Origin of the sequence: Kitasatospora sp. NPDC087314, assembly GCF_044744365.1 — a bacterium.
Classification (GTDB): domain Bacteria; phylum Actinomycetota; class Actinomycetes; order Streptomycetales; family Streptomycetaceae; genus Kitasatospora.
Genome location: NZ_JBIUYE010000012.1, coordinates 1 through 14,810 on the forward strand (window position 1 = coordinate 1; position 14,810 = coordinate 14,810).

Consider the following 14,810-nt stretch of genomic DNA (forward strand, 5'->3'; position numbering starts at 1 on the left):
AACGCCCCCTGCGCGATCCCGATCGCCTGCGCCGCGATCGTCACCCGCGTGTGGTCCAACGTCCGCATCGCCGTCGCGAACCCCGTCCCCTCCGCACCGATCATCCGATCCGCCGGAATCCGCACATCGTCGAAGTACACCTCACGCGTCGGCGAACCCTTGATCCCCAACTTCTTCTCCGGCGCACCGAACGACACCCCCTCGTCGCCCTTCTCCACCACGAACGCCGAGATGCCCTTCGACCGCAACTCCGGATCCGTCACCGCCATCACCGTGTAGAACTCCGACACCCCCGCATTGGTGATCCAGCGCTTCACCCCGTTCAGCACCCAGAAGTCCCCGTCCCGCACCGCCCTCGTCCGCATCCCCGCCGCGTCCGAACCCGCCTCCGGCTCCGACAGGCAGTACGAGAACATCCCCTCACCCCGCGCCAGCGCCCCCAGATACCGCGCCTTCAACTCCTCCGAACCCGACAGCTGCACCGGCAACGACCCCAGCTTGTTCACCGCCGGAATCAACGAGGACGACGCACACACCCGCGCCACCTCCTCGATCACGATCACCGTCGCCAAAGCATCCGCCCCCGCACCGCCGTACTCCTCCGGCACGTGCACCGCATGCAGGTCATTGCCCTGCAACGCGTCCAACGCCTCCTGCGGGAACCGCCCCTGCTCATCCACCTCCGCCGCGAACGGAGCGATCTTCGCCTCGGCCAGCGAACGCACCGCCTCACGGAGCATCTCGTGCTCCTCGGAGATACGGAAGAGATCGAAGTCAGCCGCCCCTGCGCTGCCCGCCATGATGCCCGCCTCGTCCAGTGATCGAAGTCAATCCGGTGTTAACTACCGTTCAGTAGGGATCCTAGGGCTCCGACCTCCGGCTGCCCAGCGTTCCCCGCGTGCGGGTGATCTCGGCCGATCACGGCGGGGCGGATAGCATCAGGAGCACCCGTACAGGTCGAGTCCGCACAAAAGGGGAACCCGTGACCCTCCGCATCTCCGTGATCGGCACCGGCTATCTCGGCGCCACGCATGCGGCCGCGATGGCCGAGTTCGGCTTCGAGGTGCTGGGTCTGGACATCGACCCCGACAAGATCGCCACGCTGACCGCCGGGCGCGTCCCGATGTACGAGCCGGGGCTGTCCGAGCTGCTGCTCAAGCACGTCGCCGGGCACGAGGGCTCGACCGGCCGGCTGCGCTTCACCACCTCCGTCCAGGAGGCCGCGGAGTTCGGCGACGTGCACTTCGTGTGCGTCAACACGCCGCAGCGCAAGGGCGAGTTCGCCGCCGACATGTCGTACGTCGACGCCGCGATCGACGGCCTCGCGCCGTACCTGACCCGCCCGGCCCTGGTGGTCGGCAAGTCCACCGTGCCGGTCGGCTCGGCGAGCCGGCTGGCCGAGCGACTGGCCGCGCTGGCGCCGGTCGGCGCGGGCGCCGAACTCGCCTGGAACCCGGAGTTCCTGCGCGAGGGCTTCGCCGTCCAGGACACCCTGCGCCCGGACCGGATCGTGGTCGGCGCCCACAGCGAGCGCGCCGAGCGGCTGCTGCGCGAGGTGTACGCGGAGCCGATCTCCGCCGGGGTGCCGTTCATGGTCACCGACTTCGCGACCGCCGAGCTGGTGAAGGCCGCCGCCAACTCCTTCCTGGCCACCAAGATCTCCTTCATCAACGCGATGGCCGAGGTCTGCGAGGCGGCCGGTGCCGACGTCACCCAGCTCAGCACCGCACTCGCCTACGACGAGCGGATCGGCGGCAAGTTCCTCAACTCGGGCCTGGGCTTCGGCGGCGGCTGCCTGCCCAAGGACATCCGGGCGTTCATGGCCCGGGCGGGCGAACTCGGCGCCGACCAGGCGCTGACCTTCCTGCGCGAGGTCGACTCGATCAACATGCGCCGCCGTTCCCGGATGGTCGAGCTGGCCCGCGAGCAGTGCGGCGGCGGCTTCCTGGGCCGCCGGGTCGCCGTCCTCGGCGCCGCGTTCAAGCCCAACTCGGACGACATCCGCGACTCCCCCGCCCTCAACGTCGCCGCCCAGATCCAGCTCCAGGGCGCCCAGGTCACCGTCTACGACCCGAAGGCCGTCGACAACGCCCGCAAGATGTTCCCCTCCCTCACCTACGCCGGCTCCGCCCTGGAAGCCGCCGAGGGCGCCCACGTCGTCCTGCACCTCACCGAGTGGGCCGAGTTCCGCCGGCTGGACCCGGCCGAACTCGGCGCCGTGGTCGCCGAACGCCGCCTCCTCGACGGCCGCAACGTCCTCGACGCCGAAGCCTGGCGCTCCGCCGGCTGGACCTACCGCGCCCTCGGCCGCCCCAGCTGACGCCCCGTTCCACCCTCCACGACGGCCCGACGGCGGCCCGGGAGCTAGCTGAAGCGGTCGGCGAGGCCTAGTCGGGGGATCTCGATGGCGGGGCACTTGTCCATCACCATGGCGAGGCCGGCGGCCCGGGTGCGCTCGTAGGCGGCCTCGTCGACCACGCCGAGTTGGAACCAGACGGCCTTGGCGCCGATGGCGGCGGCCTCGTCGGCGACCTCGCCGGCCAGGTCGGAGCGGACGAAGACGTCCACGACGTCGACGGCGAAGGGGATGTCCGCGAGGGACGCGTACCCCTTCTCGCCGTGCACCGTCTCCGCCTTCGGGTGCACGGGCACGATCCGCTTACCGAAGCGCTGGAGCACCTCGGCCACGCCGTAGGCCGCACGCCGCCGGTTGGACGAGAGGCCCACGACGGCCCAGGTGTCACCCGGCTCGGTAAGGATCCTGCGGACCGTCTCCGGGTCTCCGTACATGTCCTGCCTCCTCGTGGACGAGAACTCACCACGGCCAGCGCCACCGCTCCCCCGGCCATTCCCGGCCGTTCCCGGGATCTGCCGGGAACGGCCGGGATCTGCGCGGACCAGGACGGCCGGGCGCACCGTGGTGATGACCCGTGCCCGGCCATCGAGATCCCGCTGCTGGGCTGAGCGCCTCAGGCCTCGGTGCCGTCCAGCTGCGCGATGGTGGCGATGGATGGGCGGCGGCTCGCCCGCAGCCCGGCGGCGACCGACTCGGCGTCGCGCAGGACGCGGACGGCGTTGTGCCAGGTGAGCTTGGCGAGGTCGGCCTCGGACCAGTGGCGGCGCAGGAGTTCGGCGATCAGGTTGGGGTAGCCGGCCACCGAGTCCAGGCCGTCGGGCAGGAAGGCGGTGCCGTCGAAGTCGCCGCCGATGCCGATGTGGTCGATGCCGGCGACCTCGCGCATGTGGTCGAGGTGGTCGGCGACGGTGGCCGGGGTGGCGGTCGGGCGCGGGTTGGCCGCCTCGAAGGCGCGCTGGCGTTCCATCGCGGGCGGGGTGGTGTCGAGCGGGTGGAGGCCGTGGGCGCGCATGTTCTCGTCGGCGGCCAGGGTCCACTCGACGGCGGCGGGCAGGATGAACTTGGGCACGAAGGTGGCCATCGCCACACCACCGTTGGCGGGCAGCTGGGCGAGCACGTCGTCCGGGATGTTGCGCGGGTGGTCGCAGACGGCGCGGGCGGAGGAGTGCGAGAAGACGACCGGCGCCTCGGTGACCCGCAGGGCGTCGCGCATGGTGTCGGCGGAGACGTGCGAGAGGTCGACGAGCATGCCGAGCCGGTTCATCTCCCGGACGACCTCCTCGCCGAAGCGGGTCAGCCCGCCGGCCACCGGCTTGTCGGTGGCGGAGTCGGCCCACGGGGTGTTGTCGTTGTGGGTCAGCGTCAGGTAGCGCACGCCGAGCTCGTGGAAGGCACGCAGGGTGGCGAGCGAGCAGTCGATGGAGTGACCGCCCTCGGCGCCCATCAGGGAGGCGATCCGGCCCTCGGCGCGGGCGGCCTCCATGTCGTCGGCGGTGCGGGCGAGCCGGAGCCGGTCGGGGTAGCGCTCGACCAGGGCGTGGACGAAGTCGATCTGTTCCAGGGTGGCGCTGACCGCGTGGTCGCCGGCCAGCCGGGTCGCCACGTAGACGGACCAGAACTGCGCACCGACCCCGCCCTCCGTGAGGCGGGCGAGGTCGGTGTGCAGGCGGTCGCTCTGGTCGGCGGCGAGGTCGAGCGCGCCGAGGTCGTACCCGACCTGCTCACGCATGGCCCACGGGAGGTCGTTGTGGCCGTCCACCACGGGGGCGGTGCGCAGCAGGGCGCGGGCTCGTTCCAGCGGGGCGAGGGAGTCCAGCTCAGAAGTCATACGAGCTGTTCTACCCGAACCGCCAGGCGATACGAACGATCGGCCGAAGCCGACCGCCGGGCTACTTGCCGAAGCCGAAGGAGGTCGAGCCGGCCACCTTGGCCCGGAGCTTCTTGCCCTTCTCGGTGGCCTGGTTGTTCAGCTCGGTCTGGAACTCGGCCATCCGCTCGGTCAGTTCGGGGTCGAACGCGGCGAGCATCCGCACCGCGAGCAGGCCGGCGTTGCGCGCGCCGGCCACCGAGACGGTCGCGACCGGGACGCCGGCCGGCATCTGGACGATCGACAGCAGGCTGTCCATGCCGTCCAGGTAACGCAGCGGCACCGGCACGCCGATGACGGGCAGCGGGGTGACGGAGGCGAGCATGCCCGGCAGGTGGGCGGCACCGCCGGCGCCGGCGATGATGGCCTTCAGGCCGCGCCGGTGGGCGTTCTCGCCGTACGCGACCATCTCGCGGGGCATCCGGTGCGCCGAGACGACGTCGACCTCGTAGGGGATCTCGAACTCGTCGAGGGCCTGGGCGGCGGCCTCCATGACGGGCCAGTCGGAGTCCGAGCCCATGACGATGCCGACAAGAGGTGCAGTCATTCGGTGATCGTTCCTCGCAGGTAGGCGGCCGCGTGGCGGGCGCGCTCGCGGACGTCGTCGAGGTCGTCCCCGAAGACGTTGACGTGGCCGACCTTGCGGCCGGGCTTCACGTCCTTCCCGTACATGTGGATCCGCAGGCCGGGGTCGCGGGCCATGCAGTGCAGGAAGGCGTGGTACATGTCCGGGTAGTCGCCGCCCAGGACGTTGACCATCACGGTCCACTTGGCGCGCGGCCGGGGGTCGCCGAGCGGGAGGTCGAGGACGGCCCGCAGGTGGTTCTCGAACTGCGAGGTGACGGCGCCGTCCTGGGTCCAGTGCCCGGAGTTGTGCGGGCGCATGGCCAGTTCGTTGACGAGGATCCGGCCGTCCCTGGTCTGGAACAGTTCGACGGCGAGGTGACCGGTGATGCCGAGGTCGCCGGCGATGCGCAGGGCCAACTGCTGGGCCTCGTCGGAGAGGGCGGGGTCGAGGTCCGGCGCGGGGGCGGTGACCTCGGCGCAGACGCCGTTCTCCTGGACGCTCTCCACCACCGGGTAGGCGACGGCCTGGCCGCTGGGCGAGCGGACGACGTTGGCGGCGAGCTCGCGGACGAAGTCGACCTTCTCCTCGGCGAGCACCGGGACGCCGGCCAGGAACGGCGCCTGCGCGTCCTCCTCCCCGTCGACGACCCAGACGCCCTTGCCGTCGTAGCCGCCGCGCACGGTCTTCAGCACGACCGGGTAGCCGGAGCCCTCGTTCGCGAAGGCGGTGACGTCGGCCGGGTCGGCGACGATCCGGTGCCGGGGGCAGGGCACGCCGATGGCGTCGAGCCTGGCCCGCATCACGCCCTTGTCCTGGGCGTTGACCAGCGCGTCCGGGCCGGGCCGGACGGCGATGCCGTCGGCCTCCAGGGCCCGCAGGTGCTCGGTGGGGACGTGCTCGTGGTCGAAGGTGATCACGTCGCAGCCGGCCGCGAAGCGGCGCAGCGTGTCGAGGTCGCGGTAGTCACCGAGGACGACGTCGGAGACCACCTGCGCGGCGGAGTCCTGGGGCGTGTCGGCGAGGAGTTTGAACCTGACCCCGAGCGGGATGCCCGCCTGGTGTGCCATGCGGGCCAGTTGCCCACCGCCGATCATGCCCACCACTGGAAAATTCACATTGCCCGGGGAAGTCACCCCGCCAGGATATCCGGGCCGGTCGGGGGCGGTGGAACCGCCGGAGCGGGCTGGGCGTCCCGGTCGACCCGGGAGCCGGGGGGCTGAGCCGTTCGGTGGAAGCGGGTAGCCTGGACGGCTAGGTCCTGGGATACGCAGTCCGATCATGTGCGTGCACGCAGGGCTCAAGGGGTGGACGCGTCCACGCGATCCGCTCTTCGTCCCGCAGGTACATGGAGGCAGCCCGGTATGGCGACGACCGCAGCTTCGAGCCCTTCGCTCGTGCAGAGAATGCGCGGGCTCAAGGGCGAAGTCGTGAAGTTCGGCATCGTCGGCCTGAGCGGCGTGGTGGTCAACTTCGCCGTGTTCTGGGTCTGCATCAACAGCCTGGGCCTGGCCTCGCTGCGCTCCAACATCGTGGCGACGGTGATCGCGATCGCCACCAACTACCTCGGCTACCGCTACTGGCTGTACCGGGACCGCGACGCCGCCTCCCGCAAGCGGGAGATCACGCTGTTCCTGGTGTTCAGCGGCATCGGCATGCTGATCGAGACCGGCGTGCTCGGCTTCTTCAGGTACGTGCTGGGCATGGACTCGCACTACGAGCAGCTGGGCGCCAAGGTGATCGGCCTCGCGGTGGCCACCGTGTTCCGCTTCGTCTCGTACCGGACCTGGGTGTTCAAGGCGCTGCCCGAGCCGGCCGCGGAGCCGGTGCCGGCCGCCACCGGCCAGGAACTGGCGGCGCAGGCCGAGCTGATGCTGGCCGCCGAGCAGATCCGCTACGCCAAGGCCGAGTAGCCGGGCCCGGGATCGAGCAGCCGACCGGAAGCCCCTCCCCTTGCCCGGCCCGCCTCCACCGGAGGACAGTGGTGACCGAGGACGGGCACGGCCGGCGGACGATCGAGGCCGAGGGGGGTCCAGGAGGCTCGCCATGGCGTTCGTCCAGATCATCGACTGCAAGACCGACAGGCTCGACGACCTCAACCGGCTCATGGACACCTGGGCCGAGCAGACCCGGGGCCGGCGGACGGCGGGCCACGCGATGGTCGCCACCGACCGCGCCGACACCACGCACGTGGTGGAGATCGTCGAGTTCGCCTCGTACGAGGAGGCGATGAGGAACTCCGGCCTGCCCGAGACGGACCGGATCTTCCGCGAGATGGTGGCGCTGTGCGACGCACCGCCGACCTTCACCGACCTCGACGTGATCCACGACGCCACGTTCGACAAAGCCACCGCGACCCGGGTGCTCGAAGGGATCGCCAAGGGCGACCTCAACGTGATCGACGCGTGCATGGCCACCGACTACCGCGACCACGACTACGGCAGCGCGGGCGACGCGGTCGGCATCCCGGCGTTCCGCGAGCGCTGCGCCGGCTACCTCGACGCCTTCGACTTCGACTTCGTGATCGAGAGCCAGATCGCCGAGGGCGACGAGGTCGCCGTCCGGTGGACCTGTCACGCCACGCAGAAGGCCGACTTCCGGGGCATGCCGCCCACCGGCAGGTCGGCCGTGGGCCGCGGCACGACCACCTTCCGCTTCAAGGACGGGAAGATCACCGAGGGCTGGTGGCAGTGGGACGTCCCGGGCCTGATGCGCCGGCTCGGGATGCGGCTGCCGAGCGGCGCATGAGCCGACCGGTGCCCGAATCGGACGGCGTCCGAGCCGGCCGGCACCTCAGCCACCGGCACCTCAGCCACCGGCGCCCGAGCGGCCTCAGTCCTCGTGGCTGCGGCCGAGGAAGAGCGCGAACACCGCCGGCTTCAGCGAGAGCAGTTCGAGCCGGCCGCCGTCCGCCTCCGCGAGGTCCCGGGCGACGGCCAGGCCGATGCCGGTGGAGTTGCGGCCACTGACCGCGCGCTCGAACACCCGGTTCCCGAGGTCCGGCGGCACGCCGGCGCCCTGGTCCTGCACCTCGACCACCACCGAGGTGCCGGAGGGGCGCACCCGCAGGGTGATCGTCCCGGCGCCGTGCATCAGCGAGTTCTCGATCAGGGTGGCCAGCACCTGGGCGACGGTGCCCGGGGTGCCGACGGCGGTGATCCCGTGCAGGCCCTCCAGGGACAGCACCCGGCCGGTCTCGCGCAGTGACGGGCCCCACTCCTCCACCTGCTGCTTGATCACCTCGTCCAGGTCGAAGGCCACCGCGGTGGGGCTGCGCGGGTCGCGCTGGGTGGTGAGCAGCCGCTGGACGACGTCGGTGAGCCGCTCGACCTGCTGGAGGGCGATGGTCGCCTCCTCCTTGACGGTCTCCGGCTCCTCGGCGAGGGCGGTGATCTCCTCCAGCCGCATGGAGAGCGCGGTGAGCGGGGTGCGCAGCTGGTGCGAGGCGTCGGCGGCGAGCCGGCGTTCGGCGGTGAGCATCCGGGCGATCCGCTCGGCGCTGGTGTCCAGCACTTCGGCGACCCGGTCGAGTTCGGGCACCCCGTAGCGGCGGTCGCGGGGGCGCGGGTCGCCGGATCCGAGCCGCTCGGCGGTCTCGGCCAGGTCGGTGAGCGGCCGGGCGAGCCGTTTGGCCTGCCAGACGGCGAGCGCCACGGCGGCCTGGACGGCCAGCAGGGCGACCACTCCGAGCAGCAGCAGCATGTTGGCGATCTCGTGGTCGACGTCCGCGCGGGACTGCTCGACGGTGACGACCTCGCCGCTGTTGCCGCGTTCGACGGCCTTCAGCAGGTGGTCCCCAGCCGGGCGTTCGCCGCTGGAGACGACGTTCTGGCCGGGGATCTGCACCTCGACGTAGCTGCCTTCGGTGACCTGGTTGTCGAAGGCCCGGCCGGTGACCCCCTCGCCCGCGGCGAGCCGGTTCTCGACCAGGGCGAGCACCCGGACGGCCGCCGCGTCCACCCGGTCCTGGGCCGAGTTGACGATGGTGCGTTTCTCGACCAGGGCGAGCGGCACGCAGAACACCACGACCACCACCAGGACGACGCCCAGCAGCGAGTTGATCATCCGGCGTTTCACGCTGCCGCTCCCCGAGGTGTTCCGCTTCATCGACCGACGCCCGGCCGCGATCTCCGTACGGGGCTAATTCTTCTCGAACCGGAACCCCACGCCGCGCACGGTGGCGATGTAGCGCGGGTTCGCCGCGTCGTCGCCGAGCTTCTTGCGGAGCCAGGAGATGTGCATGTCCAGCGTCTTGGTGGAGGTCCACCAGGTGGTGTCCCAGACCTGCCGCATGATCTCCTCGCGGGTGACCACCCGGCCGGCGTCCCGGACGAGGACGCGCAGCAGCTCGAACTCCTTGGCGGAGAGGGTGAGCTCCTCCTCGCCGAGCCAGGCGCGGTGGGACTCGATGTCGATCTTCACCCCGTGCGCGCCGGTGGTGAGCTGGTCGACGTTGCCGCGCCGGAGCAGGGCCCGGACGCGGGCGAGCAGTTCGGCCAGGCGGAAGGGCTTGGTGACGTAGTCGTCGGCACCGGCGTCGAGGCCCACCACGGTGTCCACCTCGTCCGCGCGGGCGGTGAGCACCAGGACGGGGCAGCTCTTGCCGTCGGCGCGCAGGCGGCGGCAGACCTCCAGGCCGTCCATCTCGGGCAGGCCGAGGTCGAGGACGACGAGGTCGACCTCCTCGGTCAGGCCGGTGGTCAGTGCGGTCGGACCGTCCTCGCGGACGAGCACCTCGTAGCCCTCACGTCGCAGGGCTCGGGCGAGCGGTTCGGAGATCGCCGGATCGTCCTCGGCGAGCAGCACACAGGTCATGTGGTGATGGTAGTCCGCCGGGGTATGCCCGACTGCCTTGTGAGGTAGTTCACAGAGCGTGATCGTTACCTTGGGGCCCTGGAGCGCTCAACACGCCGTTGTCGACCGCTTGTTCGGCGAAGAATCTCGCCCTCAGACTTGAAACCGAAGGGGAATTTGCCCGTCTACCATGGATAGACCGGGAAGATCTGTCGCGGACTTTGCCATTCCCATACCTGATTCATGGCTTTTGTCATCCGATAACGCTAAATATCGCCACGTAGAGTGGTTCCGTCCACGTCCGCCGCCACCCCCCTAGGCGGACGCTGTCAGGCAAGGAACCACTACTCATGGCGTCTACGACCCTGGAAGCCGGCCTCACGTCGGCCTCTCCCGGCGGCAAGACCTTCCTCGGCCACCCCCGAGGTCTCGCCACTCTCTTCATGAGCGAGATGTGGGAGCGCTTCAGCTACTACGGCATGCGCGCCCTGCTGGTGCTGTACATGACCGCCTCCCTCACGGACGGCGGCCTCGGCATGAAGACGGCGACCGCCGCCGCCGTGTACAGCGTCTACACGGCCATGGTCTACCTGCTGGCCCTTCCGGGCGGCTGGATCGCCGACCGTTTCCTCGGCGCCCGCAAGACCGTCGCGGTCGGCGGCACGATCATCATGATCGGCCACTTCCTGCTGGCCGTGCCGTTCAGCGGCTCGTTCTTCGCCGGCCTGGTCTTCATCGCGCTCGGCTCGGGCCTGCTCAAGGCCAACATCTCCACGATGGTCGGCCACCTCTACGACGGCCCGAACGACCCGCGCCGTGACGGCGGCTTCACGATCTTCTACATGGGGATCAACCTCGGCGCCTTCATAGCTCCGCTGGTCGTCGGCACCGTCGGCCAGAACGTCAACTGGCACCTCGGCTTCGCGCTGGCCGGCATCGGCATGGCCCTCGGCCTGTTCCAGTTCCTGCTGGGCACCCGCCACCTGAGCCCGAAGAGCAACGTCGTCACCTCGCCGATCAGCGCCGACGAGAAGCGGAAGATCTTCACCAAGGCCGGCCTCTGGCTGGCCGCGGCGGCCGTCTTCTACGCGATCGTCGGGGCCACCGGCCACTTCACGATCAACTGGGCGATCTGGCCGCTGTCCATCGCCGGCCTGGCCATCCCGGTCTTCGTGTTCGCCAAGGTGAAGCGCGACAAGGACCTGGACGCCAACGAGCAGTCCAAGATGAGCGGCTACATCTGGTTCTTCGTCGCCGCCGCCGTGTTCTGGATGATCTACGACCAGTCCGGCTCGACGCTGAACATCTTCGCCCAGGACCACACCGCCTCGGCACTGTTCGGGATCGACTTCCCGTCCAGCTGGTTCCAGTCGCTCAACCCGCTGTACATCATGGCGCTGGCCCCGGTCTTCGCCTGGCTCTGGGTCTCGCTGGCCCGCCGGGCGAAGAACCCCAGCACCACCGTGAAGTTCGCCTTCGGTCTGCTGATGATCGGCGCCTCCTTCCTGGTCATGATGCTGGCGATGGCCGCCGCCTCGGGCGACGCCAAGGTCACCCCGCTGTGGCTGGCCATGGTCTACCTGATCCAGACCGTGGGCGAGCTCACCCTCTCCCCGGTCGGCCTGTCCGTCACCACCAAGCTGGCGCCCACCAAGTACGCCAGCCAGATGATGGGCGTCTGGTTCCTCGCCGTCACCGCGGGCGACTGCGTCGCCGCCATCTTCCAGCTGGTGCTGGGCGACAAGGTGGTCGGCAGCACCTGGTACTTCGCGGTCCAGGGCGCCATGGCGATCGTCGCCGGCATCGCGCTGGCCATGTACCGCAAGCGGGTCGTCACCCTCATGGGCGACGTCCACTGACGCTCGCCTGATCCGGCCCGGGGCCGCCGTGGATTCCCGAGATCCACGGCGGCCCCGGACGTTTTTCGCTGGACCGGGCCGATCCGGCTGTGCCTATGGTGCCCGGCATGACGACCGACTCCTTACCGCGCCGGCTCGCCCGCACCCGGCGGTTCACCCTCGGCGCCCCCGCCCGACCTACCGTCACCGCCGACGGCGCCACCGTGCTGTTCCTGCGCAGCCGGGGCGGCGCCGCCCCGCTGGCCTGCCTCTGGACGCTCGACACCGCGACCGGCGAGGAACGGCTGATCGCCGACCCGATCGCCCTCGGCGCCACCGCCGGCATCACCGGGTACGGCACCGACGCCGGCGGCCGACTCGCCGCCTTCGCGCTGGACGGCGCGCTGTGGCTCGCCGACACCGCCGAGGGCACCGTCCGTTCCGTCCCCGTCCCCGATGCGCCGGAGGACCCGCGCCCCGACCCGACCGGCCGCCGGATCGCCTACGTCAGCGGCGGTGCCCTGCGGGTGGTCGGCGTCGACGGGACGGACGACCGGGCGCTCGCCGAGCCCGAGGCCGAGGACGTCGCGTACGGGCTCGCCGAGTACGTCGCCGCCGAGGAGATGTACCGCGACCGCGGCCACTGGTGGTCCCCCGACGGCACCGCGCTGCTCGTCGCCCGGGTCGACCACCGCCCGGTCACCCGGCTCTTCCTGGCCGACCCCACCGACCCGCAGCGCCCGCCGCGCGCGATCCGCTACCCGCTGGCGGGCACCGCCAACGCGGACGTCTCGCTCCACCTGGTCGGCCTCGACGGCGGCCGTACCGAGGTCCGCTGGGACCGCGCCGCCTTCGAGTACCTCACCGCCGCCGGCTGGGACCGCCACGGCCCGTACGCCGCCGTGCAGAGCCGCGACCAGCGCACCGTCCGCACCCTGGCGATCGGCCCGGACGGCGCCACCCGGGTGCTCGCCGAACGGCAGGACGCGCACTGGGTCGAGTTGCTCCCCGGTCTGCCGGTGCGCACCGAGGAGGGCGCGCTGGTCGACACCACCGATCTCGGCGACACCCGGCACCTGACCGTCGACGGCGAGCCCGTCACCCCGGCCGGGCTGCAGCTGCGGGAGCTGCTCGGCACGGAGGGTGAGCAGGTGCTGTTCACCGCCTCGGAGGAGCCGACCGAGACCCACCTGTGGCAGTACGGACCGGACGGCGGCCTGCGGAGGCTGAGCAGCGGCCCCGGCCTGCACACCGGCACCCGGTGCGGCGGCACGCTGGTGCTCACCACCCGGGCCCAGGGCCACCCCGCCGGCCGCAGCGCCGTCCTGCGGGACGGCCGCCCGGCGCTCCCGCTCGTCTCGTACGCCGAGCCGCCCGTCCTCGCCGCGCGGCCCGAACTGCTCCGGCTGGGCCCGCGTGAGCTGAGCGCCGCGCTCTTCCTGCCGGACGGCCACCGCCCCGGCGACGGCCCGCTGCCCGTCCTGCTCGACCCGTACGGCGGGCCCGCGACGCAGAAGGCCACCACCGGCGGCCTGTGGTGGGACCACGTCTCGCAGTGGTTCGCCGACCAGGGCTTCGCGGTGCTCGTCGTGGACGGCCGTGGCACCCCCGGGCGCGGGCCGCGCTGGGACAAGACGATCCACGGCGACAAGGCCGGGCCCCCGCTGGCGGACCAGGTCGAGGGCCTGCACGAGACCGCCCGGCTGCGGCCCGGGCTGTTCGACCTCGACCGGGTCGGCATCCGCGGCTGGTCCTACGGGGGCTACCTCGCCGCCCTCGCCGTACTGCGCCGGCCGGACGTCTTCCACGCCGCCTCGGCCGGGGCCGCCCCCGTCGACTGGCGGTTCTACGACACCCACTGGCAGGAGCGCTTCCTCGGCCACCCCGACGAGCACCCCGCGCACTACGACGACGGCTCGCTCATCGCCGAGGCACCGAAGCTGAGCCGCCCGCTGCTGCTGATCCAGGGCCTCGCCGACGACAACGTCCACCCCGCCCACACCCTGCGGCTCTCCCACGCCCTCCTCGCGGCCGGCCGCCCCCACGAGGTGCTGCCGCTCCGGGCCACCGGCCATCGGCCGACCGACGAGGCGGTGGTGGAGAACCTCCTGTGGCACGAACTGGACTTCCTGCGGAGGTCGTTGGGCCTGAAATGACCGAAGGCCCGCCCCGGTCGCACGACCGGGGCGGGCCTCCCGACCCTCAGACCTCGCGGATCCCCGCCCGCCACACCGCCGCCGTCAGCGGCACGCCCGGCCGGTAGGCCAGGTGGACGTGCGAGGGCGCGTCCAGCAGCAGCAGGTCCGCGCGCGAGCCGACCGCGATCGTCCCGACGTCGCTGCGCCGCAGCGCGTGCGCGCCGCCCGCCGTCGCCGCCCAGACCGCCTCGTCCGGCGTCATGCCCATCTCCCGGACCGCGACCGCGATGCAGAACGCCATCGAACTGGTGAAGCTGGAGCCCGGGTTGCAGTCGGTGGACAGCGCCACCACCGCGCCCGCGTCCAGCAGGCGGCGCCCGCTCGGGTACTCGGCGCGGGTGGAGAACTCCGCCCCCGGCAGCAGCGTCGCGACCGTCCCCGAGCCGGCCAGCGCCGCCACGTCCTCGTCGGTGAGGTGGGTGCAGTGGTCCGCCGAGGCGGCGCCGAGTTCGACGGCGAGCTGCACGCCCGGCCCGTACGAGAGCTGGTTGGCGTGCACCCGGGGGGTGAGGCCGCGGTCGATCCCGGCGGTCAGGACCGCCCGCGCCTGGTCGCCGTCGAAGGCGCCCCGCTCGCAGAAGACGTCCACCCAGCGGGCGTGCGGGGCACAGGCCTCCAGCATCTCCCCGGTGACCAGGTCGACGTACCCGGCCGGGTCGTCGGCGTACTCGGGCGCGACCACGTGCGCGCCCAGGTAGGTGGTCTCCGGGGTGTGCTGCGCGGCGATCCGCAGCGCCCGGGCCTCGTCGGCGACGGTCAGCCCGTAGCCGGACTTGCACTCGATCGTCGTGGTGCCCTGCCGCAGCGCCTCCCGGACGAACCGGGCCAGGTTGGCGTCGAGTTCGGCGTCGCTCGCGGCCCGGGTGGCCGCCACCGTCGTCCGGATGCCGCCCGCCGTGTAGGACTGCCCGGACATCCGGGCGTTGAACTCGGCGGTGCGGTCGCCCGCGAACACCAGGTGGGCGTGCGAGTCGACGAAGCCGGGCAGCAGCGCCCGGCCGTCCGCGTCGAACCGCTCGTCGGCGGCCGGCGCCCGGTCCGCCGGGCCGACCCAGGCGACGGTGGCGCCGTCCAGCACCACGGCCGCGTCGGTCAGCAGGCCGAGCGGCCCGGCGCCGAGCCCGGGGTCGTTGGTGACCAGGCTGCCGATGCCCGTGATCAAGGTGCTCAAGACAACGCCTTCCGAAGGGGG

At 71.8% G+C, this 14,810-nt stretch carries 13 protein-coding genes; 5 read left to right on the forward strand and 8 right to left on the reverse strand.

Translation table 11 applies throughout. The features are described from left to right. Nucleotides 1-800 (reverse strand): acyl-CoA dehydrogenase family protein (locus ACIO5E_RS25200; RefSeq protein ID WP_400671766.1); only part of this gene is annotated, 800 nt, incomplete at its 3' end. Between the two features lie 182 nt (nucleotides 801-982). On the opposite strand from ACIO5E_RS25200, the gene ACIO5E_RS25205 reads away from it, so the two are divergent. Further along, nucleotides 983-2,320, forward strand: coding sequence for a UDP-glucose dehydrogenase family protein (locus ACIO5E_RS25205; protein WP_400671768.1), 1,338 nt, complete (start codon nucleotides 983-985; stop codon nucleotides 2,318-2,320). A 44-nt stretch (nucleotides 2,321-2,364) separates the two neighbouring features. Here ACIO5E_RS25205 and ACIO5E_RS25210 read toward each other — a convergent pair whose 3' ends face one another. From ACIO5E_RS25210 to ACIO5E_RS25225, 4 genes are all read right to left on the reverse strand, one after another. After that, nucleotides 2,365-2,790, reverse strand: a complete 426-nt coding sequence (locus ACIO5E_RS25210) for a CoA-binding protein (protein ID WP_400671770.1) — start codon at nucleotides 2,788-2,790, stop codon at nucleotides 2,365-2,367. 179 nt (nucleotides 2,791-2,969) lie between these two features. Then, nucleotides 2,970-4,184 (reverse strand): dipeptidase, encoded by a 1,215-nt coding sequence (locus tag ACIO5E_RS25215; protein WP_400671772.1) that lies wholly within the window; start codon nucleotides 4,182-4,184, stop codon nucleotides 2,970-2,972. Nucleotides 4,185-4,245: 61 nt separating this feature from the next. Beyond that, entirely contained in the window at nucleotides 4,246-4,770 is a 525-nt protein-coding gene (gene purE, locus ACIO5E_RS25220) for a 5-(carboxyamino)imidazole ribonucleotide mutase (RefSeq protein WP_280674865.1), read from the reverse strand. Next, nucleotides 4,767-5,906 (reverse strand): 5-(carboxyamino)imidazole ribonucleotide synthase, encoded by a 1,140-nt coding sequence (locus tag ACIO5E_RS25225; RefSeq protein ID WP_348534068.1) that lies wholly within the window; start codon nucleotides 5,904-5,906, stop codon nucleotides 4,767-4,769. Before ACIO5E_RS25225 ends, purE begins: the two co-directional genes overlap by 4 nt. A 246-nt stretch (nucleotides 5,907-6,152) precedes the next feature. Between ACIO5E_RS25225 and ACIO5E_RS25230 the strand changes: the two genes are divergently transcribed. Both ACIO5E_RS25230 and ACIO5E_RS25235 read left to right on the forward strand, forming a co-directional pair. After that, nucleotides 6,153-6,701, forward strand: a complete 549-nt coding sequence (locus ACIO5E_RS25230; RefSeq protein ID WP_400671775.1) for a GtrA family protein — start codon at nucleotides 6,153-6,155, stop codon at nucleotides 6,699-6,701. Between the two features lie 133 nt (nucleotides 6,702-6,834). Then, nucleotides 6,835-7,536 (forward strand): ester cyclase, encoded by a 702-nt coding sequence (locus tag ACIO5E_RS25235; protein WP_400671778.1) that lies wholly within the window; start codon nucleotides 6,835-6,837, stop codon nucleotides 7,534-7,536. Between the two features lie 84 nt (nucleotides 7,537-7,620). Here ACIO5E_RS25235 and ACIO5E_RS25240 read toward each other — a convergent pair whose 3' ends face one another. Together ACIO5E_RS25240 and ACIO5E_RS25245 are read right to left on the reverse strand one after the other, a co-directional pair. Beyond that, nucleotides 7,621-8,865 (reverse strand): ATP-binding protein, encoded by a 1,245-nt coding sequence (locus ACIO5E_RS25240; RefSeq protein WP_280675748.1) that lies wholly within the window; start codon nucleotides 8,863-8,865, stop codon nucleotides 7,621-7,623. A gap of 63 nt (nucleotides 8,866-8,928) precedes the next feature. Next, entirely contained in the window at nucleotides 8,929-9,603 is a 675-nt protein-coding gene (locus ACIO5E_RS25245) for a response regulator transcription factor (protein WP_400671781.1), read from the reverse strand. 329 nt (nucleotides 9,604-9,932) lie between these two features. Here ACIO5E_RS25245 and ACIO5E_RS25250 point away from each other — a divergent pair, with 329 nt between their 5' ends. Together ACIO5E_RS25250 and ACIO5E_RS25255 are read left to right on the forward strand one after the other, a co-directional pair. After that, on the forward strand, nucleotides 9,933-11,441 hold the full coding sequence (locus tag ACIO5E_RS25250; RefSeq protein WP_400671784.1) for a peptide MFS transporter: 1,509 nt from the start codon (nucleotides 9,933-9,935) through the stop codon (nucleotides 11,439-11,441). A gap of 107 nt (nucleotides 11,442-11,548) precedes the next feature. Beyond that, on the forward strand, nucleotides 11,549-13,576 hold the full coding sequence (locus ACIO5E_RS25255) for a prolyl oligopeptidase family serine peptidase (protein WP_400671787.1): 2,028 nt from the start codon (nucleotides 11,549-11,551) through the stop codon (nucleotides 13,574-13,576). 46 nt (nucleotides 13,577-13,622) lie between these two features. Here ACIO5E_RS25255 and hutI read toward each other — a convergent pair whose 3' ends face one another. Next, a complete protein-coding gene (hutI, locus tag ACIO5E_RS25260; RefSeq protein ID WP_400671790.1) occupies nucleotides 13,623-14,789 on the reverse strand; it encodes an imidazolonepropionase in 1,167 nt (388 codons plus the stop codon). Between the last annotated feature and the right edge of the window lie 21 nt (nucleotides 14,790-14,810).

Excerpts from the sequence above, each read along its gene's own strand:
- ACIO5E_RS25245 (WP_400671781.1), bottom strand. The coding sequence starts at position 9,603 with ATGACCTGTGTGCTGCTCGCCGAGGACGATCCGGCGATCTCCGAACCG.
- ACIO5E_RS25250 (WP_400671784.1), top strand. The coding sequence starts at position 9,933 with ATGGCGTCTACGACCCTGGAAGCCGGCCTCACGTCGGCCTCTCCCGGC.
- ACIO5E_RS25210 (WP_400671770.1), bottom strand. The coding sequence starts at position 2,790 with ATGTACGGAGACCCGGAGACGGTCCGCAGGATCCTTACCGAGCCGGGT.
- ACIO5E_RS25230 (WP_400671775.1), top strand. The coding sequence starts at position 6,153 with ATGGCGACGACCGCAGCTTCGAGCCCTTCGCTCGTGCAGAGAATGCGC.
- ACIO5E_RS25255 (WP_400671787.1), top strand. The coding sequence starts at position 11,549 with ATGACGACCGACTCCTTACCGCGCCGGCTCGCCCGCACCCGGCGGTTC.
- ACIO5E_RS25235 (WP_400671778.1), top strand. The coding sequence starts at position 6,835 with ATGGCGTTCGTCCAGATCATCGACTGCAAGACCGACAGGCTCGACGAC.
- ACIO5E_RS25215 (WP_400671772.1), bottom strand. The coding sequence starts at position 4,184 with ATGACTTCTGAGCTGGACTCCCTCGCCCCGCTGGAACGAGCCCGCGCC.
- purE (WP_280674865.1), bottom strand. The coding sequence starts at position 4,770 with ATGACTGCACCTCTTGTCGGCATCGTCATGGGCTCGGACTCCGACTGG.